Genomic DNA, 22,248 nt, shown 5'->3' with positions numbered 1-22,248 from the left:
GAGTCATATCCAAATTCTTAATGCCTGTTTCTTAAATGGAAAATATTCATTTATTTTACAAAACAAATTTTTTAGGCTACATAATATTAAAAGGAATTTAAATTGAATACTTATGAAAAAATGGACTGGTTTCTTTGTGTTACTGGTAGTACTTACTCTAGTGGCTTATTATGCCATTGGCCTCACAATTAAAAGTACTTTAAATAAAAATATAAATTCGATACCTAAATCTTCCGCATTTAATGTCCGTCTTCACGAATACCACAGCGGATGGTTTTCTTCTCATGCGATTATATCAATCAAGATGCATATTCCTGCGCAAACTACAACGGATAAAAATGGTGTCGCCAAAACAGAACCACCCGTTGATTTTGATACCGATATACCCATTCTCATCAAGCATGGACCTTTTATAGTTACAAACTATGGAATACGTTTTGGAATGGGGATAATTACGACTCAACCTGAAACGCATTATGAAGCATTTATTAATTACCTCAATAGAACCATATTTAGGTACACACTCCCCTCTTTAGCCATAGAAGGCAAAATTGGGCAAAATGAAGGCGATTTTCAACTCTCTTGGGAGGGATTAACTTCCTTACTTAGTGTTTCTTCTAATCTTGATCGTATTGAGGGTAATTTAGAATTATTAGGATTAAGTGGATCCGCCAATAACCCTGCGAACTCAGAGAGTAATGTGATCTTTAAAGTCGGTGGAATTACCTATGATTTTAATTTAAAACGTTACCAAGAATGGTTGTGGTTAGGCCATTCGCGCTTTGATATTCCTACTATATCAATCAATCTAGCTGGCACCCCGTTATTTGAACTCACCGGATTTAACTTTCTAGCGCGCTCTGATGTGAGTCATGAAGCATTAAACATTGATTTTAGACTGTCATTACAGAAATTATTTGCTAATAATCAAAACTATGGACCAGGAATGATGCATTTAAGTATTAGAAATCTGGATCCCATTGCTGCCGCAAAAATCAATCAGCAAGAATTCAGCATGATGCAAAATAATAGTGATCCCAATATGATCTCGCTTGCATTCCTGAATGAATTACCTCAGCTGCTTGCTAAAGGAGCAGTCATAGAGCTTTCTCAAATGACTTTGAATTTACCGGATGGGAAAATTGCAGGAAATTTTAAAATAACTCTGCCAAAAAATGAGAGCAATGATTTATCGCAGATCATGCAAAAACTACAAGGTGAAGGCTCCTTTAAAGCCCCAATGGCGACGGTAAAAACACTGCTGATCGCTTCGCTTAAAAACGAATCGTCCCCCAATGATACTCAAGCTAATCCGGTGACCTCACCAGTATCTACAACGAGTCCGACACAAATTTTAACAAATCCTGATAACGATGCGGATAAAAAAGCAGATAAAATATTGCAGGATTTAGTGAGTAAAGGTTTTTTAAAGATTGAAGGTACTGATTATGCCTTCACCTTTAAATTAGAAAACCAAAACATTATCGTGAATGGAAAGGTTTTTAACCCCGATCAGCTTAAATAATTTAATTTCCTTATCAAACTGTAAAATCATTTTAACAATATAGAAAAGCCCATATCTCGGATTGATATGGGCTTAGAATTTTTTACATCGTTAACGATGGGGTAGCCGTTGTAGCGCCTGAAGAAAGACGACTCTCCCGCTCCATATACTTGTCCATAAGCTCGGTCAAAAAACCAATTTTCTCCGCCATAGAAAGATCTGATGACAACACGCCTTGAGTAATACCCTGAAATATTTGACTCAGCGGGGATGATTTATATTCCAGATCTAATTTTTTACTTCTTGACAGAGATTCTTTATAAAGAGCAAGGCCAACTCCTGCAGTTAGTGCAGAAGAGATGTCATCTCTAGTTCCTTTTGGCAATAGACGTTCCAGGTTTTTTTCTTTTCCATTAGAAAGCTCCATCACTATAACCCCTTCATCTCTGGAGCTCGATAATGTCGAATGATTTACCGAGGATTGAGGATTAGAGCTGTGTTTCTTAGGAGAGAAAAAAGTAACCAGGTTGCTTAACTTCTCGGTCTTAACCGGTATTACAACCGGCTGAAATTTTTCAACGTTCTGAGATTCTTGTGGTGGCGCAACATCCTCAACATCCTCAACCTCATCAACTTCGTCAATTGCTTCAGCTTTCTCAACCTTTCCGAGATTGATTATTTTTTCGTCATTTTTTGTTTTTTTATCTTTTTTAGGTTTTTGAGTTTTTTCATTTTTTTCAGCTTTTTCACTTGTAACAGTTAAATCATGGCTTCTTTTAAAATTCACTTCCAGCCAATTGACAAGTAAAGAAGGTTTCGCAACGTGAATGCTGTGTTTATCATGGAAACACTCTTCTTGAATATTCCGGCCCTTTTCAATATGTGGCACATGATTTTCAACAACAAAGAATTCTTTTGTTGCTTTAAATGGAGGTAGAATGTTACCTGGGTAAGTAATGAAATTATAACCGAGGGAGGCCGCTAACAACATAATAGAAGGGCTTTCTTCAGTAAGATAGCTTCGAGAGCGAGCACGCCACAGTTCAAGTTCATCACTTTCTCCTTCTTCGAGATGACGCTTAGCAAAGTCACTCGCAGCTTGCTCAATAGGTAACTTAAGACCATCTATGGAGCTATAAAGAGGCAGGATTTCAGTTAATGATTTCTTAAAGTCATTTTGAGACTCCCAGGTATGCCAACGCATAATCTCAAAATTTTTTCCTTGTTTTAACGCCAGGTCATTGATAATCGCAATTTGTTCATCCGTCGATTTACTAGAATATTCGCGTTTAAAATCTTCTGGAGTAATATTCAAAGGAGCTAAAAAAGCACCTAAATTTCTTTCAAAATACGACTCACCCAACTCTCGGGCTTGCAGTTTCAGCACATCCCCCCCATCATCAGATGTTTTCTTGAGATTATGCCAGTATATTTCATCAGCAATTAAGAACGTTGTCTTACCTTGTGTACCCGAGTGACCATTAGGCGTTTGATGCATCGCTACTGATTCATTCACAATAGCCGCCAAATACTCGCCTGTACAAAACTCATTTCCTTTAATACTTAAAAGAACTAAGTTTTTTGTAGTCTTTAATGTGGGGAAAAAACTTTTACAATTATTTTTTTTATCGATTGAATCAAAACTAGCAGTAACAATCTTACCGTCTTTTGGACCTCTAACTTTTGGCATCTAAATATTCCTTAGCGCTTATTTCTATCACATCAGTACGCTAACCATTTCATGAACCGACTTAAATAAATTTTATATTCGATACTACCGCGTACTATAATTAATCTGGTTTTCTAAACTCTAATAATCTTGAATTATTCGACTAAAAATATAGCCATAGTATAATTCATTTTGAAAAAAAAATAACCATTTCTTCGGCAAATAGTTTATAATAGTCTCATTAACATTTTATTAAGAACAGAATATTTTGAGGACTTTTTTTCAGCGTGTTGTAAATTAGTCTATTAACATCTGTCCAAGCAGTTTAGGTAAAAACAATTTTACTTAATAATGACCCTGATTTTCATTGTTAAGTTCATTTGAAAATGGTGAAAAATGGATTCTGAAAAGATACACGAATTACAAAAGATTATTAATCAAAAGAATGAGGAAATTACTCAATTAAATCTTTCTTTAGAAGAAGAAAGATTAATATTTAAAAATGAATTACAGGCAGTTCATGATTATTATGAAAATATTATTGCTTTAATGCCAGGACACGTTTATTGGTTAGATAAGAATAATGTATTTTTAGGTTGTAACGATGCGCAAGCGGCCAGCGCAAGGCTGCAGTCAAGAAAAGATATTGTCGGGAAAACTAATTATGATATGCCATGGAAAGATCAGGCTGAAGAATTAAATAGACTCAATACATTAGTCATGGAAACAGGCATACCTCATACTGCGGAAGAATATGCAGTCATGGCAAATGGAATGGGCATTTACTATTCGCAAAAAGTTCCTTTACGCAATCAAAAAAATGAAATTATTGGCGTTTTAGGTATTTCCCTGGACATCACAGAACGCAAAAAAATGGAAGTTGCTTTACGTCGTGCAAAAGAAAACGCTGAAGTAGCCAATCAGGCTAAAACCGAGTTTATTGAAAATATGAGCCATGATATTCATACTCCATTAAGTGGTATTGTCGGGATGTCAAGACTTTTAGAGGAGAAAGCAGAAGATCCTGAAAGAAAACAATATGCACGTTGGATTCATGAAAGCGGTGAGAAATTATTGGATTTACTTAATGGTGTTATGGAAATCGTTAAAGCAGATAATCTCCGAGAACAGGATGTCCAAGAAGAATTATTCGAATTACGCAAGCACATCAAGGATATCGCACATCTCGTTCAACCAACCCTGGAAATGAAAAAGATTCAACTCAACATTGAGATTGATGATACAGTACCCAATGCAGTAATTACGGATGGAACAAAATTACATCGAGTTTTGTTAAATCTTGTTGGAAATGCAATTAGGTTCACAGACACCGGTACGGTCACAATTAAGGTAGAAACCCTTTCCCATGAAAACAGCTATACGCAACTTCGATTTAGTGTGATCGATACAGGAATCGGTATACCGCAAGAACTAAAGAGCAAAATCTTTGATCGGTTCTTTCGTGCCATCCCTTCTTATAAAAGCCAGCACAGCGGTTATGGCGTTGGACTTCATGTGGCACAAAAGTACTTAAGTCTATTGGGTGGCGAAATACATTTAGAAACCGAAGTTGGAAAAGGCTCTACTTTCTATTTTACCCTGACCATGAAAGTGGGGTACGATGAGTTCAATCCTTCATATAATCAAACTCAAACGCCTGCGCGACAAGGAGCAACTGCAGCGGATTCTCCACTGATTCTTCTCGTAGAAGATAATATTATTTCCCTTCATATGATTGAAAATGTTGTAGAACAGGCTGGGTATCAATTTTACTCAGCGATTGATGGCGAGCATGCTCTAGAGTTGTTAGAAGCAAATAATTTTGACTTAATTATTACTGATGTAGGGATATCAAGTAATTCAGATAAAAATCTGGTTCAGTGCATTCGCGATCTGGAAAAACAAACACAGAAAAATCCCATACCGATTATTGGCTTAACAACAAGTACCTCAGATGAGGTAGTATCAAAAAATTTGGGTATAGGGATGACTAAAGTGTTGACCAAGCCCATTCATTTAAAAGCACTACAAGAGGTAGTTAATGCACTTGATTTATCCTCAAAAGAAAAATGATTTTTTCCAATCCAATGAAGCGGAACCCAGGTCTCCAATGCTCTTGTTCTCACTTCTGATAAGCTCGCCTGGGATACGTCGTCCTAAATGAGATAGAGATAATAGTATGCCCTATTGAGGAGCTCCTTCGTCGTAAGCTCCTCAGGATGACGTGAAAGCCCTGACCAGTACGTTCCTCCGCACTCACTTCACCGAATTATTTCATCGAGTTTCAAAATAATTCGTGTCAAATGGATAACAAACCCAAGTCAAGGTGGAGCCATTGTAATTCACCTCAAGTGTTGAAGTATCTAAAGAAGTTAAGGAAGGTTGTTTGTCTATATAACAGACTCGCTTCGCCCCCTCTACAGTTACATAGTAATAAGATGTTGTTGTTTTATAATCAGCCGGGACATAATAAACATCTCCTTGTTTTTCCAATATAATGGGTTGTCCTGTAATCAAAATTTTGTCAGCGTAAGAACTTACATTGAGTATCATCAACGAAAAAAATGCTAATAATAATTTTTTCATAATAATTTCACTCCCTGAAAAGATGCGCGATTATGGTTAAGTATAGAACAAAAACCCTACTTAATTTATTTTTTCACTACATCTTAATCACTGCACGAAATCGTACTTTATTTGCCATCATATCGGCAAAAGCTGTTTCCGCTTGTTTCAGTGAATATTGTTGAATCATAGGACGAATTCCCGTCAGCGCACAAAACTGCAATGTCTCTTCTATATCGATTGCGCTTCCAGAAGGCCAACCTTTAATCGAGCGATTCGCAGAAATAAGTTGAGTCGATATGACCTCAATTGGATCATGAGAAGCGCCTACAATAACCAGCTCACCTTTATTACTAAGCGCGTCAATTAAGGGCGATATTGATTTACCACTTGGTGCTGTTGCTAAAATTACCTGGGCACCACCCAATTTTTTTAATTCACGAGTAACATCTTGGTTGTCAGAATCTATATAAATGTGAGCGCCTAACTTTTTAGCGAGGGACTCTTTGTCTGCTCCCTTAGACAGAGCAACCGTTTTAAATCCCATTTTATTAGCAAATTGAATTGCTAAATGACCTAATCCGCCTATACCCTGTATTGCCACTAAATCACCTGCACGAGCAACACTATGTCTTAATGCATTAAAAGTAGTAATACCTGCACACATTAATGGCGCAGCATCAGCAAATGAGAGCTCATCAGGGATTGCAGCAAGCGCTTCAACCGGCGCGATCATATATTGTGCATAACCACCGTCATAATGTAATCCTGTAATTTGATGATTTTCACATAAGATAAAATCCCCGTGACGACAGGGAAGGCATTGACCACAACGCGCCCCCGCCCAACCTACGCCAACACGTTGACCCGATCGCCATTGGGTAACATGAGGTCCAATCTCATCAATTACACCTGCGATTTCATGACCAGGAATTCTTGGGAATTGAAGATTAGGCCATAAATTTTCCTTCACAAATACATCGGAATGACACACTCCGCATGCTTCAACCTTGATACGAACTTGATTTGTTGCAGGCATCATTATGTCTCGTTCAACCGCTTCCCATTCACCGGATTTATTGACCTGTACGACGTTCATCTTGTTCATTGTTCATTTCCTTATGTCATCAATAACAGAACGAATTAATTGATTGATTAAAAATCCCTATCCTCAATTGTAGACAATCCCCACAAAATTTCATGAATCATGAGGATTATGAAAAAAGATGTTTCCTAATGTTGTTAGGGTGTTTTGTGCGGCAAGAAAGATTATAATCGCTTGAAAAGAGTTTGAGTTTTGTACTGCATACCATTTAATTTTAAAAGGAATCTTATGAATACTTTGGATTGGTTAAAAAAACTGACCGCGTTTGATACCACCTCACGCAACTCCAATTTATCATTAATTGAAACTCTAGCCAATGCATTGAATGATCATCAGATTAATCCCATTTTAATTCATGATGACAAAGGACTAAAAGCAAATTTACTTGCATCCATCCCAAATCGCTATGGTCGACTCGATGGAGGACTTATTTTATCTGGACATACAGATACGGTACCTGTTGATGGGCAAACGTGGGATAGCGACCCCTTTCAGGCAACGGTAAAAGACGAAAAAGTCTACGGCCGCGGGGCTTGTGATATGAAAGGTTTTATTGCCGTAGTCATGAATCTCATCCCGAAATTTAAAGCATTAAATCTTGAATTCCCAATACACTTTGCTTTTTCATATGATGAAGAAATTGGTTGCCTTGGTGCACCAAGTCTTATTGATAAAATGACACAGCTCAATTATAAACCGCAAGCCTGTATTGTGGGAGAACCCACTTCGATGCAACCGGTAATCGGGCATAAAGGAATACAATGCTATCGTTGCCAAATTCATGGTGTAGCAGCTCATTCATCGCTGACGCCTCAGGGTTGTAATGCCATAGAACATGCTGCATCATTAATTACGTATCTTCGCAATATCGCGCATCACCTTAAATCTCAAGGACATCGTGATATAGCCTATGATGTACCGTATACAACGATATCTACAAATCTCATTCAGGGTGGGAATGCATATAATACGATACCTAGCTTGTGTGAGTTTATTTTTGAAATTAGAAACTTGGTAGCAGATAATCCCGATGAACTTCATCAACAAATTGTTGATTATATAGAAACTCAACTGCTTCCCACACTCCGTAAGGAACAATTGAACACCAACATTATTTTAGAAAGGCTTGCGAATGCTCCTGGGTTAGATACTCCCCCATCAGAACCAATTGTTCGCGCCGCTCAATTAATTTGTGACAATGACCAGCTACTTAAAGTGGCTTATGCAACCGAAGCAGGTTTATTCCAACATGCGAAAATACCGACGATTGTTTGTGGCCCAGGGAGCATTGAACAAGCTCATCGTGCCAATGAATTTGTTTCACTGGAACAATTGCATCGTTGCGAACAATTCATTATAAAATTTCTACACTCACCATTCCTTAATTCAGTTAATTAGATTAAAAATCACGATGAGCCAAGAGCATGATTATCCTATATATTCCATTCTGTGAAGAAAATGATTTAATAGCTAGTGCAATTTATTGGCAAAAAGTGCTCAACACTCAAAATCTGCTCATCATACAACATGGTAAAAAAATTAATTATCAATCTATGATGAAAGAATCCCTTACAATCTATGTGCTGGCGCATGGTATTGATTATTTGTTAGAGCAGTTTCATCTGGCAAGCACTTTTCCTACTACCGCTCAGACTACACTTCTTAGTATTGATAAAATAGCTGAGCGTTTTAACTCCGATTTCCTCTATCTGCATCATCGAATAAGAAGCATTAAACTTTATTTTTGCAACAATAAGGGAAATCAGAAATCCATAGCAGAGAAATTTCATCAAAATTTAATCTTATTTAATGCATTCATCGATTATTATGCAGGAACCCTTTTTAGCCCTTCAACAGATAAAAAAAAATATTCATGTCATAATGGCCAACGGCTCCCCGCTTCCAAGGTACGCCAAACATTAGATAAAAGCAGAAGAGATGAAGATTCGCCTGAGAGAATGAATATCAAACAGCTTAGCAAGGCGGATTTCATTGATGAGACAAAACAAAAGAACCTTGAGTTTATGATTCAACGACAAAAAAAAGTACGCCAGGAGTTATTTATGAATAAAAGAAATATACGTCTTAAACATCCTGTAGATAGTGAGCCAAGATCAGTCAATCCATTTTAGGTTGATTTCATTGATAGGCCGTATAGGGTTCGAACCTATGACCAAGAGATTAAGAGTCAGTTTTTCATCAATTTCATAAGCTATCAAAAAAGTTCAACCACAACCAACAGTCCTTGTAATTACTGAATTTAAACATTATTCTAGATATCAAAGAATAACAAAAAAATTCATCTAAGCACATTAAAAAGTACCCACCAAAGTGCCCACTGAATAACATAGGATTGTTATGAATCAATTTACTGATACCTTTATTAAACGATTAAAACCACAAGATAAACGACAGGAAAAATTTGAAGGTGGTGGCTTTGGTATTCTCATTTATCCTTCCGGAACTAAAAGCTGGATTTACCGCTATAAAATCAATAATAAGAAAGATTACATTATTTTTGGTCACTACCCAGCAATGACGTTGGCTGAAGCGCGAAAATGTTTTAACGAATTAAGAGAAATTCGTCGTTCTGGTATTAACCCAAAATTAAACATCGAGCAGGAACGAAAGCGTGAACGATATACCATAGAGAAACTCTTCACCTCTTGGTACACAAACTACGTCGAAAAAAATCACAAGCAACCCTTGAAAATTAAGCAGCATATTGATGCAAACATCATCCCCCTGCTTGGAACAATGGAAGTAAATCAAATTCAAACCATGGATATTACAATGGCACTTGACACTATTGTACAGCGTGGAGCACCTGTGCATGCCAATCGTATTTTAAGTACATTAAAGCAGGCGTTTAATTACGCAGTTAGCCGTGGAGCAATGCAACAAAATCCGGCAAACAATATCCGTGCACGTGATATTGGTGGTGTAGAAAAACCTCGTGAACGTTACTTAAGCATCGATGAAATACAAAAAATTTGGCATTTCTTAGATAGTGAAGCCTGTAAGATGTCTATCCAAACGAAAAGCGCCATCAAAATCATTATATTGACTGGCGTTAGAACTGCAGAAATCCGCCTCGCCCAGTGGCATCACTTTGATTTTAGCAATTCTATTTGGACTGTTCCTCCTGAACATAATAAAGGTGCTGTCACGGTTAAGATTCACTTACATCAATTAACAAAATCTATTCTTAAAGAACTGCAATCCATCAGTGACTCCCCTTTTGTTTTGATGGGTCTGGATCCTGAAAAACCACTGGATGAAAGTGCCTTACCACGAGCAATTAAACGTATCCAGGACCGTGTTGGCATCCCGGAGTGGACAGCACATGATTTAAGAAGGACCTTTGCCACTCAATTAGGAGAATGTTTGAATATTGACCCCGTTGTTATAGAAAAATGTCTCGGTCATAAAATGCCTCGCATTATGGCTACTTATAATAAGAATGAGATGTTACCTCAGAGAAAAGAAGCTCTTGAGAAATGGGCAATATGCATTCAAGAATGCATTGGATATAATTCTGAAGCCACAGTCGCTTTACAAAACCGTGATCAAGAATGTATAATTTAGATAACATAACCGCCACGCCTAGAGAGCTTCGGCCCTTGCGTAACCTTGGCGGTTTTTTTATATGTGCGCTATGAACACTAAAACAAAAATAAAATACCTCAAGCCCGCCCTTAGTTTTCAGGAACAACTGATACAATTAAAAGATCGTGGACTGATCGTCAATAATGAAGAAGAAGCCTTAATAATTTTATCCAATATTAGTTACTACCGATTGAGTGCGTATTGGATACCTTTCAAGAAAAGAGATAAACAAGGAAAACTCCTTAATCAATTTCAAGATAATATTTTCTTTGAAAATATTATTGAGCTATACGAGTTTGATAGAAAGTTAAGACTTCTTATTATGGATGCCTTAGAACGTATCGAAATATCGATAAGAACACATATCACCTACCATCTAGCCCATCATTATGGTGCATTTGCTCTTGAGAAGAGCGAAAATTTTCATAACAAGTTTGAACATAAAACTTGGCTTTTACAGATACAAAGCGAAATCATTCGCTCCAAAGAGCCATTTATAGAACATTTTATGCATAAATATGAAGGCTTCCCTACGCTGCCCGTTTGGATGGCAACCGAAGTTACGTCTTTCGGATCACTTTCATTTTTATATAAAGGTTTGAAAAATGAAGATAAACGAGTAATTGCTGAAACCCATTATAATTTGCATCCCAAAACATTAGCTAATTTCCTGCATTTTTTAACTTACGTCCGAAATATATGCGCACACCACAGTAGACTTTGGAATAAAGAACTTGCAATTAGGCCAAAACTAGATGGACTTGATCAAGCATGGCTTCCACCCATAACCCCAAGAAGTGATCGTTCCTTTTTTATTCTGCTTATTCTTAAATACTTATTGAATCATTCTGATAAAACTCAACAGTGGGCAAAATCCTATGAGGAGCTGATTCTTCCAATATTGGCGAAATATAAATGGAGTGCAAGCTCAATGGGGATACCAAATAACTGGCAAAATCATCCACTGTGGAATTAATGAATAATTTTTTTCACACAAAGGATAATTTTAAATCCAAATGAGCAACTTATGCATTTCGTATAGATGGAATTAAATGCATCATTGATGTAATATTGCGCACTCGATCAAATTTAGATCAAAACACTCTTAACTCCTAAAAATACAAATATGGAATTGTGAGACAAGAATTTCTATGGGTTTGATGTTGTGTAATCAACATCCAAGATAAAACAAACGAGCTAAAGATTTGAGGTCATTAATGCAAAATTACTCCAATGCGGATGTCGATGAGTCTATTCAAGAAGTAACTACTCCTAGCACTATAGAACAGGAACGCTTTTTATCTCTTATTGAATTTGCTCAGCAATCTGCTCGTTTAAAACTTAACCCAGTCAAAGATGTCAGTAAGCATGGAATATTTCAACGTTTTGAGCATGAATTAATTGCTTTACCAGGAGTGCATTTCGACACGAGTGAAGACGATCAAGATGAAGTATGGTTACGAATTGAAAGATTAACCGAAACATCGCCACCAATACCGGAAGATGATCGATTAATCGTATGGCTAGATATATCAAATAAAGCTGAAACAGAACCTCAGTTAAAAAAAGCTGTTGGGTCAGATAAAATTTATGATTCTATCGATCCTGTTACTGAGAACTCACAAAAACAACAGAATATAATTCTTTTATCTGAATATGAAAATCGCGATACTATAGAAACTCTCTTTCAAAATTACATTAATAATCAATGGGCTATTTGGTCAACCGAAGAAAAAAAACGTAGACTTACAATCAAATTATATTCTGAGCTTTTTACACTGAAACAACAACTTGAAGGAGCAATTACCGATACACAAATTGAATTAGTGTGGGGAATTGGACTTGGTATATGGAAAAGAACAGAATTCAATATTAGATATCCTCTAATTACTCAGTCAGCTGAAATTTCATTAAATCAAAAAGATATGGCCATTGAAATTCGTCCAAGGCGATCTGTTGAGCCAGTTTTTGAAATTGATGTGTATATGTCTATAGATAATCTAGGGGTAACTGACTTTCAGAAAGCATACAATGATATGATTTCACAGCAATCTCAAGACTTATCACCATTTGAACGACTTTCATACGAACCACAGTTACAATTGGCAGTTACACATTTGGATTCTAAAGGCGTTTATTGGCCGAACCAAACCAAAGAAGATGATCGCAAACTACCAGAGGCTAGTGAAGAATTAAAAGTTACTGATACATGGATTTTATTTGCCAGACCTCGTAGTAAGAATCTTTATATTCAAGACTTAGAAAATTTCAAAAAACAATTTAAAGATGAAACGAACCCCGAAATAACAAGCATTATCAAAGAAATTATCACAGAACCTTTAAATGAGCATCGAGAGATAAAGCTTACTAACTTTCGAGGCTTATCAAGTATCAGTTATTCCTCAACCTCAGAAACTGCGGAAGTTAAAGAATTATTTTTTCCTCTACCTTTTAACGAAGAGCAAGTAAAAATTGTTCAAAAATTAGAACATTCAAATGGAGTTGTTGTACAAGGTCCACCGGGTACAGGAAAGACACATACTATTGCAAATATTATTGCCCATTATATGGCGAATGGTAAACGTGTACTTGTTACATCGATGAAAGAACCAGCCCTATCTGTATTAAAAGAAAAATTACCTCCCTCAATCCAACCTCTTGCTATTTCGCTTTTAACTAATGAACTAGACGGAATGAAACAGTTTGAGTTTGCAATTTCTAAAATTGCACAAGAACTACAAACTATTAATCGTATTGAATTAGAAAGTGAAATTAGAAATGACGAACTATTTATTGATAAGCTCCATGCTCAACTGGCATGGGTCGATCGATCAATTTCAAATTGGGCTATAAATAATATTCAGTCTCTCTTCATGGATGGTCAAGAGATTCGACCTGAACAAGCTGCACAGGAAATAGCTGAAGCAGATGGAGAATTTAATTGGCTTGACGATTTAATTATCATAGGAGATGAAAATAAACCAAGGTTCGATAATACTGATATAGTTCATTTGAGAGAAGCCCGGCGTAAATTACAAACAGATCTTATTTATCTTAATAAATCATTACCTAATCTTGAACAAATTCCGAAACTTAATACCATTTTAAATTTACATAGCAAATTATTAAAAAATAAGACTCTGAAAGAAGAGGTTTTATCTGACAGCTCTCTTCAGTTTGTAGACATATCATCAGATATTTCAGTAATTGAATCCGTTCTGCAGTGCATTTATGAGTTGCAAAACCTAAGAAAGCAGATTGAAGCTGCAAATAAATCTTGGGTTAAATCATTAGCCCTTTCTTTGAAAAGTACAGATACAGCTCAAATAATAGATATTATCGAAAAAATTTCTGCTGACGTTAATGAATTACACATTGAAAAAAATTCTTTTTTAGAAAAACCTCTCTCAATACCCAAGGATCTTCAATTAACCGAGGACGTTATTCAAGCAATTGCCAATAAAAGCCAAGATAAGCAACCGTTCGGTATAAGTGGGATATTAACTAAACGATCATTAATTAAAAAAATTGATGAGATTTTTATTTTAAATAAACCAGCCAAGACCAAAGAAGAATGGCTATATATATACCGTTATGTTTTATTTTGTAACCGAACTAATGAACTGATTTTGAGATGGAATTCAGTTGTTACAGGAATGTCAATCTTCACATTAGTTAATGAAGAGCAAGTTAACTCTTTAAAACTGATAAAAGAAGATCTGGATATTTATTTTGCAATTAAAAAGAGTAAGGAGCTTGAATCAAAGATTTTAGAACAATCAGCTTCAGTATTACAAAACTACTTATATGATGATCTTTTTGAAAATGATCATCGCTTGCTTGAGTTAGTGGATTTTTTTGAGAAAAATATAAATTACTATCACTCATCGAAAGCATGGTCCGATAGAGAAAATATACTCAACAGTACATTGGACTTTAATGGTCCAATTTCAGATGCAATCAGAACATTTCTTTCTGAAACATTGGGTGATCCATCGCTTAACGATATTGCACTACAAAACCAATGGACAAGCTTGATTGAAGAATTACGACGTATTCAAAATCTTAAACCAGCTTTTGATGACGTACAATCCATAACTGATTTAATATCGCAATCTGGCGCTACTCAATGGGCTCGAAAACTCAAGGAAAATCCATTAGAGGGTACAATAGATCATTTACTTCCTGATGATTGGCACCAAGCTTGGCGCCTTCGCCGTTTAGCAAATTACTTTCATTCAATAAATCACTTTGATGAGTTTAAAAAATTAACGTCTCAAAGACATGAGATTGAACGGGAATTAGCAAAAACCTATCAAGATACTGTGGCTAAACGTACATGGTTAAAATTATCCAAGAATGCAACACCAGACATTAGAGCTGCTTTACAGGCGTTTCAATCGGCAATTTCAAAAATAGGAAAAGGCACAGGTAAAAGAGCAATTCGTTATCGACGTGATGCTAAAAATGCAGCAGCACTAACCAATAAAGCAATACCTTGCTGGATAATGCCTCATTATAGAATTTCTGAATCATTACCTCCTGAACTTGGATGTTTTGATCTCGTTATTATTGACGAAGCCTCCCAATCAGATTTGAGCGCACTTCCGGCTATTCTTCGTGCAAATAAATTACTTGTTGTTGGCGATGATAAACAAGTGTCACCCGATGGTGTTGGTTTAGAAGAAGAAAAAATAAATAATTTAATGGTTCAATTTTTAACAAATCAAGTTGAAATATATAGACAAGCCATGTCACCTGAGCGATCAATTTATGATTTGTGTAAAGTTGTTTTCGCTGATTCACAAGTTATGTTACGTGAACATTTTCGTTGTGTAACTCCTATTATTGAATATTCAAAACGTGAATTTTACAATCATGAACTCAAACCATTACGATTACCAACAAAATCAGAACGGCTAGATCCACCATTAGTAGATATTATTATTGAGGATGGATTTCGTAATAATAAGGAAAATATTGCAGAAGCAAAATTTATTGTAGATGAGATAGATAGAATCTGTGATGACCCAAACATGGCAAACAGGACAATTGGTGTAGTTTCGTTGTTAGGTAATGAACAAGCACGAAAAATTTGGGAACTAATTCAACAAAGGATCTCACCCGATAAAATAACAAATCACCAAATCACTTGTGGGGATGCTCTCACGTTCCAAGGTAAAGAACGAAATATTATGTTTTTATCAATGGTTGCTACCCGGGAAAACGTTAAAGCCGATACTCGTGACTCATATGCTCAACGATTTAATGTAGCTGCCTCTAGAGCTCGTGATCGAATGTATTTGGTACGAAGTGTTGAACTCCAGGATTTAAGTATCGTGGATCGTTTACGGCGTGGTTTGATTGAGCATTTTAATTCGCCTTTTGCTCAGGATGAAATAAAAGTAAAAAATCTTCGTGAACTTTGTGAGTCAGGTTTCGAAATAGAAATCTATGATTTACTCGTTGAACGTGGTTATCGAGTTATCCCTCAAGTGAAAGTTGGAAATTACCGATTAGACATGGTAGTGGAAGGACATAATGACACCCGATTAGCAATCGAATGTGATGGGGATCGGTACCATGATGCGTCAAAGTGGGAAGACGATATGAATCGGCAGAGAATCCTTGAACGTGCGGGATGGAAATTTTGGAGATGTTTTGCCTCTACATCTGTTTTGGATAAAAAGTCTATTATGCAAGATCTAATTCGTTCATTAACCGAACTCTGCATCGAACCTATTGGAAGTGATGGAGTGATTAATAGTATCCATTGTGAGCAACGTCGCGTTAAAACACTAGCACAAATGGAAACAGTAGAGGAATAAAAGTGCGGTGTAGTCTCGGTGAATGAGTTTGATGAGTATGAGTGCATTTGTTCATAGACCCAAGAAAGTTGAAATAGTAAATTAATTATTCAAATAAAGATTTTGATGTATCCATTGCTCAATAACATCATAGTGCCAAGATAGTACGCTATCATTCAACTTTACAGGCTTAGGGAATTTTCCAGTCACCCACCATCTCCGTAGTGTAAGTCTGTTTCGACCAACAATTTCCTCAACATCCCGGATAAATAATATTTGCTGTTTAAATTGATGCTCTCTCATGGTTACTCCTGTATACTCACTTAACCCAATTATATGCTCAATACGAGCATTTATTAAATCATAACGAGTATTAACAATCAACAAATAAATGCACTTCTTTTTGATAAATTGTCAATCACATTCACGCAATTGCATTGCGCTCTAGAAATATTTATATCAGAATTTCTCATACGTATTAAAAATGTCTATCTCAAGAAAAAAATAAATTTAGAGTACGATACACACCTTTCGCACGACAAAAATATGCAATTTATCTGTATGATTAATAAATAATTTTTCATAAATTTTGCGAATTAAAAGCAAAAATGGCGGTGAACACATGATGAAGCAAGTGGTGAAGGATAATCCTTTACCCTACTGTATTAGAGATTGGTTTTTCACCACTCATTCACCACCAATTCATCAGAATTCACCAAAATGCATCATTGTTTAATCAGTGCTTACAAGATAGAGGGCTGAGAACTTTGAGAAAAAAACTCCATGCCATTGGCTTGACTATTGGCATTACTTGAAGAAAATGACATTGTTTTTGTTGGTTCAGTATCTGCTTCACATGGATTTCAAAACATCTCTTTTGAATTTCCGTGTTTAATGTATTGAAGATTTTTTTTGAGTAATGAATTCTCAAAATTTAGAAGCTAGAAAGCGTTCCATGCAAATGGGATTTCTTCTCAGGATAAAGCAGTCAAAATTTTTCGAATTGCAATAATAAATAAATATAATATTATCTTTATGAGGTATGGCGGCTTTTTGAGATTTTCCTATGTCGGCTTTTAATGGCTCAAACTCAGATAAGCCAGTATTTACAAGGAATCCCTCATGCAGGTTTATGGTGGCTTTCTGTGGCGGGTTTATGGCGGCTTTATTTTGGACGGAATAATGCCTTGTCGCTGATTGGCATTCTAAAATTAAATATATCCCACAGACTGAATAGTAATAACATCGCACGGACTAAACCATATAACACTCAACCTGAGGCTCAACGTATAATTGATAATTCATAATCAAATCCATTTACTCACTTCGTTCTTTCTTCTTATCGTCATAAGGTTCTGATTGTGTTATCTTTTAGACGATGGACTACATTAAAATACTCTAAATGAGCAATTCAACTCATAAAGAGTACAATTTAGCACGTATTGCGCTTAAGTCAATATCTGCTAATTGGCTATTTTCTCAGAAACTGGAAGGCTCGGTAACGATATGAATGTCAAAGAAAAAATTGGGCAACGGATAAAACACGAACGTATAACCAAAGGGTTGACCCGAAAAGCATTAGCCGAATTGACTGATAGTTTAAATATTTCCCGAATTAATAATTATGAGCGTGGAGAACGAACTCCTGGCCCAGAGGAAATTACCCAACTTGCAAAAGCATTAGAAGTCTCCCCTGCTTTTCTAATGGGTTTATCAGATGATCGAGAAGGACAATTTAATAGGTCAGGATTAGGAGCATTAATTCCTCTACTAGATTATAAAAAAGCATGTGATCCAAAATTTTATATTGATAAAATAAAGAATGAACTCCATCCCGAAAAATTAACATTTGTCCCTATAAGTCCGGAAATTGCAAGCATAATTGATGAAAATGCATTTGCACTACAAATTAAAGATAACAGTATGGAACCTGAGTTTAGAGCAAATGATATTTTAATCTTAAATCCCAACGCCAAATTAAATCCAGGAGATTTTGTTGCAGCTCAAATTGGAAATGAAGATGAAGTTGTTATCCGAAAATATAAGCAATTATCTGTTTCTAAAACAGAACCAGTCTATGAATTAATTGCATTAAATGAAGATTGGGCAAATCTTCATGTTGACAATCAAATTGTATGTAGAATCATTGCTAGGGTTATTTACTTGAATAGAAAAATTAAATAATTTAAAAAATTATTCATACTCCAACAATACTCTCTAGAAATCTCACGGACGGACACGTTGCACACCTCCGTAGTATTACATTTAAGGACTTTTATTTATTTGAAAAAAAGAAGCGTATAGATTTTTAACACATTAATTACTGGATGCCACAAAATTATTTTGGATATTTTTCAATTAGGGCCAAATACCAATGAATAATTATCAGGAAATAACCAACAGTTTAAATAAACTTAAAAATGATCCATATCAATTGATTAATGCGATGTTGAATTTACAAAGACAATATCCATTCGACTCAGAGGAGTTTTGTTTATTAATATCTAAATTTATAAATAATATGCAAATAGATATTTTTTGTACTGCTCAAATAGCTATAAATTCAGGAATAAATATTTTTGATGCTTCATCACTTCTTATAAAAATTTTAACTAGACTTAAGATTATTTCTCCTGACTCATTATTGGATTTCTTAGCTCTTTTCTCTGAAGCTGCAGAAAATGACCTTGCTTTAGGGATGTTCTACGAGCCAATTAAAGAGCTTGCCAGAATAACCAATAAAAACACAGATAAAATTGATAAAATTGAATCAGCAATTTTGGCAAGAAAAGATTCAAGATTGTATGGTTATTTAAATTCTATTTATCTTGGCACCGTATCAAAGGATTTTAATGTGGGCTATGAAAAAATAATAAAGATGCTAGATTCGGAAGATAACGAAATAATAGCAACCGGCGTGAGATCGCTAGGAATGATACATGGGCTTTCTATTGAAAAAATTCACCAAACCCAAAATAGAGTTGCTAATTTATGCTTAAATGAAGACATGCAAATTGCTTCAAGTGCTGTTTTTACTTTGTGTAAATTTGCTGAGAAAGATAATAGTCTGAAAGAAAAAATTTATGCTTTGTCTGAAAGTAAACATCCTGAGATTCAATATGAAATTGCTAAATATCTCCAATCTAAAAAAGGGGATATGGATAATGACGATATAAATCTAATATTAAATATTTGCTGTTATAACCTCAAATGGAAGGCAATCTCCCAAAGCTTAGATTTTATTCTTTTTGATTTAACAGAAAAGAATAAAATTAAAGAATCCATCCAAATTATTAATAAATGGATATCTTCGCATGCTTTAGAAGATTTGACCCTAACAAAATTTGAAGAAATATTTCATTATTCTATTAACAATATCGTTAAAAATAAGATTATTATGTCTTATTTAACAACAGATTGGCTAAACTCAGACGATCCAAGGTTTCATAAGGTATTAAACGAGTTATTTAATTTTATAAATACAATCAAATCAATATATATTGAAGTAAACCCTGAGTTGTTAATTGATTTTAAATATAATGATTTCTTATATGTCATGAGGAAAATACTTGGATATATTAATGATTATGATCATTCAGCATATTTGGTGGCGTCGATTCTAAAGGTTCCAAATTTAACCACCAATGTTGAAAATTTAATCAAATCAATTTTAATAGAATATCATGGGATAAAGTATCATAATAAAATCAATTGTATTTTAAACGGTTTGTTATCAAAAGAATTCGGTTATTCAGTAAAAGCAAAAAGGATTATAAAAGAATGTATCGCGGAAATTGATCAAAAAAATAAATTGAATAACAGTCTTGGCAAGATGTATGAGCTCCAACCTAATCTTGATAATCAAATTAAAATAAATCGTGCCGTACATCAATCAATTTCAAAAGCCTCTGCGGCAGCGTTAAGCAACTCTACACTCCTAGAAAGCATTAATAAAATTCAAATTAAAGAAGGAAATAGTTGGTTTTCTTACAACCAAGGGCAAGATATTGTAATTTATAAAATGAATACACTATCACATACTATTGAGATTCCAAGAGGTGAAATTCTTGATGAAATTGGGTCAGCAATGGAAAGATTTAATTTTAGACGGGTAAAAAGAGGTGAAAATTGAGACTTTTAATCCAAGAATATTTAGGTATGTTAAAAGAAGATGGTGAATTAGAATCAATAATAATAGAGCTTGTTGCCTCTATGGGAATGATTGTGCGCTCGAGTCCCCAAAAAGGAGTTAGACAAGATGGTGTAGATATTCACGCAGTTGGAGTAGATCCTGATGATGGTAATAAAAAGAATTTTTTAATTACTATCAAACAAGGCAATATTAGTCGTACAACCTGGGATGCTCCTAAACAAGGCGTTAGAGAGAGTTTAAATGAAATAATAGATGTTTATATTAATAATAAACTTAGCAACTCAGATAAAAAACTGCCTATAAAAATAATTACCTGTTGTGGTGGAGAATTAATGCAGGATGTAAAGTCTAATTGGGATGGTTTTCAAAGGAAGTATAGCCAATATGAATTTGACTTATGGAATGGAAACAGTCTTTCTAGAGACATTCTTAAATTTTTATTGAATGAAACAATATTTTTTGAAGAAGCTCGGAATAAAATGAGAAGGACATTAGTTGTCCTTTCAGACACAAGTTACGATCTTTATCATTTTAAATTGATGATTAACGAACTTTTCTTCAATAGTAAATGGCATAATTTAAAAATACCTAAATTAGAAAAACAAGCAATGAAAGCCTTAAGCACAGTTCTTGTCTGTTTAGGTATGATTTATGAATATTCTAAAGAAAACAACAACTTAACCCACGCATTGATGGCAACCGAATATTGCTTATTAAAGTGTTGGCACTTCATTCAGTTTCATAAACTTGATAAAAATAAAACAATAATAAATAAGCATGCTGAAATATTTAATCTTTATTTTCAATATAGTAGTGAATATTTCAGTAGAATATATGCTCATTGTTATGTTAAAAACGCTATTACAATGGATTGTTATGAACGAGTATCTGCATCTGAAGTTGTATTTAAACAAATAGGTTTGATAAGTACGCTTGGTTTAATTCAGTTATCTCGCACAGGGATATGTGATAACAGCCAAATTATTGTAAGGTCTTTAATAGAGTTAATTAATAATAACGGTATATCTGGATCTCCTGCCTATGATAATTTAACAATCGAAATTTGTCTTGCAGTGTATTTTTTAGCTTTATCCGGTGAATCAAATTTTATTAAAAAATGGTTTAATGATCTAATTAGTAGATTTCATTTTTCATATCTTTATGGTAAAGGGTTCCCCATAGCATATGATTCAATTGATAAACTAATAGAATTTGAGTATAGAAATGAATACACCAAAGAAGATATGATTTTATCTTCTCATTTATTGCCTACTTTAGCTTATTGGTGTGCAATATTGGACTTCCCAGATGTTTACGCTAACCTTCTTGATTTTGTTGAGAGTAATTTAAAAAAATGCTGTCTGCAGATTTGGTTTCCTGCAAAAGGGATCAAAGATAAGTTGTTTTCAGGTTACGTTGGAAATGAGTTTGGGATTGTAGAGGCACCAATTATCTTACCAAAGAAATTAGAAGAATTAAGGGCCCGTCTAAAAGATTTCGTAATATCATCAAAGACGAACAGTTGCTTTGAAACTGATTGGCAAGATCTCACATTAATTTTTTCAATAATTGCATCTAGACATTTTAGAACACCTGTTAATCCCTTCATTTGGTTAAGTCGTATTCATGATACTCATTAAACTTTACTTTACAGGTCTTTGCCATATTTCGGCCTTGAACTAAGTACCCACCAAAGTACCCATTAAACCATTTAAATTTTCTGTAAAAATCCATAACTCATTGATTCTATTGATAGGCCGTATAGGGTTCGAACCTATGACCAAGAGATTAAGAGTCTCCTGCTCTACCAGCTGAGCTAACGGCCCATTTTAAAAG

The 22,248-nt window shown here is 34.9% G+C and carries 14 protein-coding genes, 1 tRNA gene and 1 pseudogene; 10 read left to right on the top strand and 6 right to left on the bottom strand.

Annotation, left to right across the window (positions count from 1 at the left end; translation table 11 throughout):
• The first annotated feature begins 112 nt into the window (after window positions 1-112).
• Window positions 113-1,525 carry a YdgA family protein gene (locus tag ACF8MK_RS10570; RefSeq protein WP_392536620.1) on the top strand — a complete coding sequence of 471 codons (1,413 nt, stop codon included), beginning with the start codon at window positions 113-115 and terminating at the stop codon, window positions 1,523-1,525.
• An 82-nt stretch (window positions 1,526-1,607) separates the two neighbouring features.
• Here the strand turns inward: ACF8MK_RS10570 and ACF8MK_RS10565 are convergent, their stop codons facing one another.
• Entirely contained in the window at window positions 1,608-3,194 is a 1,587-nt protein-coding gene (locus tag ACF8MK_RS10565; protein ID WP_392536619.1) for a hypothetical protein, read from the bottom strand.
• Window positions 3,195-3,569: 375 nt separating this feature from the next.
• Between ACF8MK_RS10565 and ACF8MK_RS10560 the strand changes: the two genes are divergently transcribed.
• On the top strand, window positions 3,570-5,246 hold the full coding sequence (locus tag ACF8MK_RS10560) for an ATP-binding protein (protein WP_392536618.1): 1,677 nt from the start codon (window positions 3,570-3,572) through the stop codon (window positions 5,244-5,246).
• 201 nt (window positions 5,247-5,447) lie between these two features.
• On the opposite strand, the gene ACF8MK_RS10555 is transcribed toward ACF8MK_RS10560, so the two are convergent.
• Both ACF8MK_RS10555 and ACF8MK_RS10550 read right to left on the bottom strand, forming a co-directional pair.
• Window positions 5,448-5,759, bottom strand: a complete 312-nt coding sequence (locus ACF8MK_RS10555; RefSeq protein WP_265702756.1) for a hypothetical protein — start codon at window positions 5,757-5,759, stop codon at window positions 5,448-5,450.
• Window positions 5,760-5,835: 76 nt separating this feature from the next.
• Window positions 5,836-6,846: an alcohol dehydrogenase gene (locus ACF8MK_RS10550; protein ID WP_392536617.1), complete on the bottom strand. Its 1,011-nt coding sequence runs from the start codon at window positions 6,844-6,846 to the stop codon at window positions 5,836-5,838.
• Between the two features lie 225 nt (window positions 6,847-7,071).
• Here ACF8MK_RS10550 and argE point away from each other — a divergent pair, with 225 nt between their 5' ends.
• The 5 genes from argE to ACF8MK_RS10525 all read left to right on the top strand — a co-directional run bounded on the left by argE (window position 7,072) and on the right by ACF8MK_RS10525 (window position 16,280).
• Window positions 7,072-8,241 carry an acetylornithine deacetylase gene (gene argE / locus ACF8MK_RS10545; protein WP_392536616.1) on the top strand — a complete coding sequence of 390 codons (1,170 nt, stop codon included), beginning with the start codon at window positions 7,072-7,074 and terminating at the stop codon, window positions 8,239-8,241.
• A gap of 26 nt (window positions 8,242-8,267) precedes the next feature.
• Window positions 8,268-8,975, top strand: coding sequence for a hypothetical protein (locus ACF8MK_RS10540; RefSeq protein WP_392536615.1), 708 nt, complete (start codon window positions 8,268-8,270; stop codon window positions 8,973-8,975).
• A gap of 226 nt (window positions 8,976-9,201) precedes the next feature.
• Window positions 9,202-10,431, top strand: a complete 1,230-nt coding sequence (locus ACF8MK_RS10535) for a tyrosine-type recombinase/integrase (protein WP_392536614.1) — start codon at window positions 9,202-9,204, stop codon at window positions 10,429-10,431.
• Window positions 10,432-10,501: 70 nt separating this feature from the next.
• Complete coding sequence (locus ACF8MK_RS10530) at window positions 10,502-11,428, top strand: Abi family protein (protein WP_392536613.1); 927 nt, start codon at window positions 10,502-10,504, stop codon at window positions 11,426-11,428.
• 241 nt (window positions 11,429-11,669) lie between these two features.
• Entirely contained in the window at window positions 11,670-16,280 is a 4,611-nt protein-coding gene (locus ACF8MK_RS10525) for an AAA domain-containing protein (RefSeq protein ID WP_392536612.1), read from the top strand.
• Between the two features lie 81 nt (window positions 16,281-16,361).
• On the opposite strand, the gene ACF8MK_RS10520 is transcribed toward ACF8MK_RS10525, so the two are convergent.
• A complete protein-coding gene (locus ACF8MK_RS10520) occupies window positions 16,362-16,562 on the bottom strand; it encodes a helix-turn-helix transcriptional regulator (RefSeq protein WP_392536611.1) in 201 nt (66 codons plus the stop codon).
• Window positions 16,563-17,250: 688 nt separating this feature from the next.
• A pseudogene (locus ACF8MK_RS10515) lies at window positions 17,251-17,483 on the bottom strand (hypothetical protein); the annotation flags it as partial.
• 282 nt (window positions 17,484-17,765) lie between these two features.
• Between ACF8MK_RS10515 and ACF8MK_RS10510 the strand changes: the two are divergent.
• The 3 genes from ACF8MK_RS10510 (at window position 17,766) to ACF8MK_RS10500 (ending at window position 22,052) form a co-directional block, all read left to right on the top strand.
• Complete coding sequence (locus ACF8MK_RS10510) at window positions 17,766-18,443, top strand: helix-turn-helix domain-containing protein (RefSeq protein ID WP_392536610.1); 678 nt, start codon at window positions 17,766-17,768, stop codon at window positions 18,441-18,443.
• A 190-nt stretch (window positions 18,444-18,633) separates the two neighbouring features.
• Window positions 18,634-20,391, top strand: a complete 1,758-nt coding sequence (locus ACF8MK_RS10505) for a hypothetical protein (RefSeq protein ID WP_392536609.1) — start codon at window positions 18,634-18,636, stop codon at window positions 20,389-20,391.
• 26 nt (window positions 20,392-20,417) lie between these two features.
• On the top strand, window positions 20,418-22,052 hold the full coding sequence (locus tag ACF8MK_RS10500; protein ID WP_392536608.1) for a hypothetical protein: 1,635 nt from the start codon (window positions 20,418-20,420) through the stop codon (window positions 22,050-22,052).
• 113 nt (window positions 22,053-22,165) lie between these two features.
• On the opposite strand, the gene ACF8MK_RS10495 is transcribed toward ACF8MK_RS10500, so the two are convergent.
• Window positions 22,166-22,238 (bottom strand) — tRNA-Lys (locus ACF8MK_RS10495).
• Window positions 22,239-22,248 lie beyond the last annotated feature (10 nt).

This window comes from Legionella sp. 227 (assembly GCF_043161935.1).
Classification (GTDB): Bacteria; Pseudomonadota; Gammaproteobacteria; order Legionellales; family Legionellaceae; genus Legionella; species Legionella sheltonii.
This window is presented reverse-complemented; position numbering and strand designations above follow the sequence as displayed.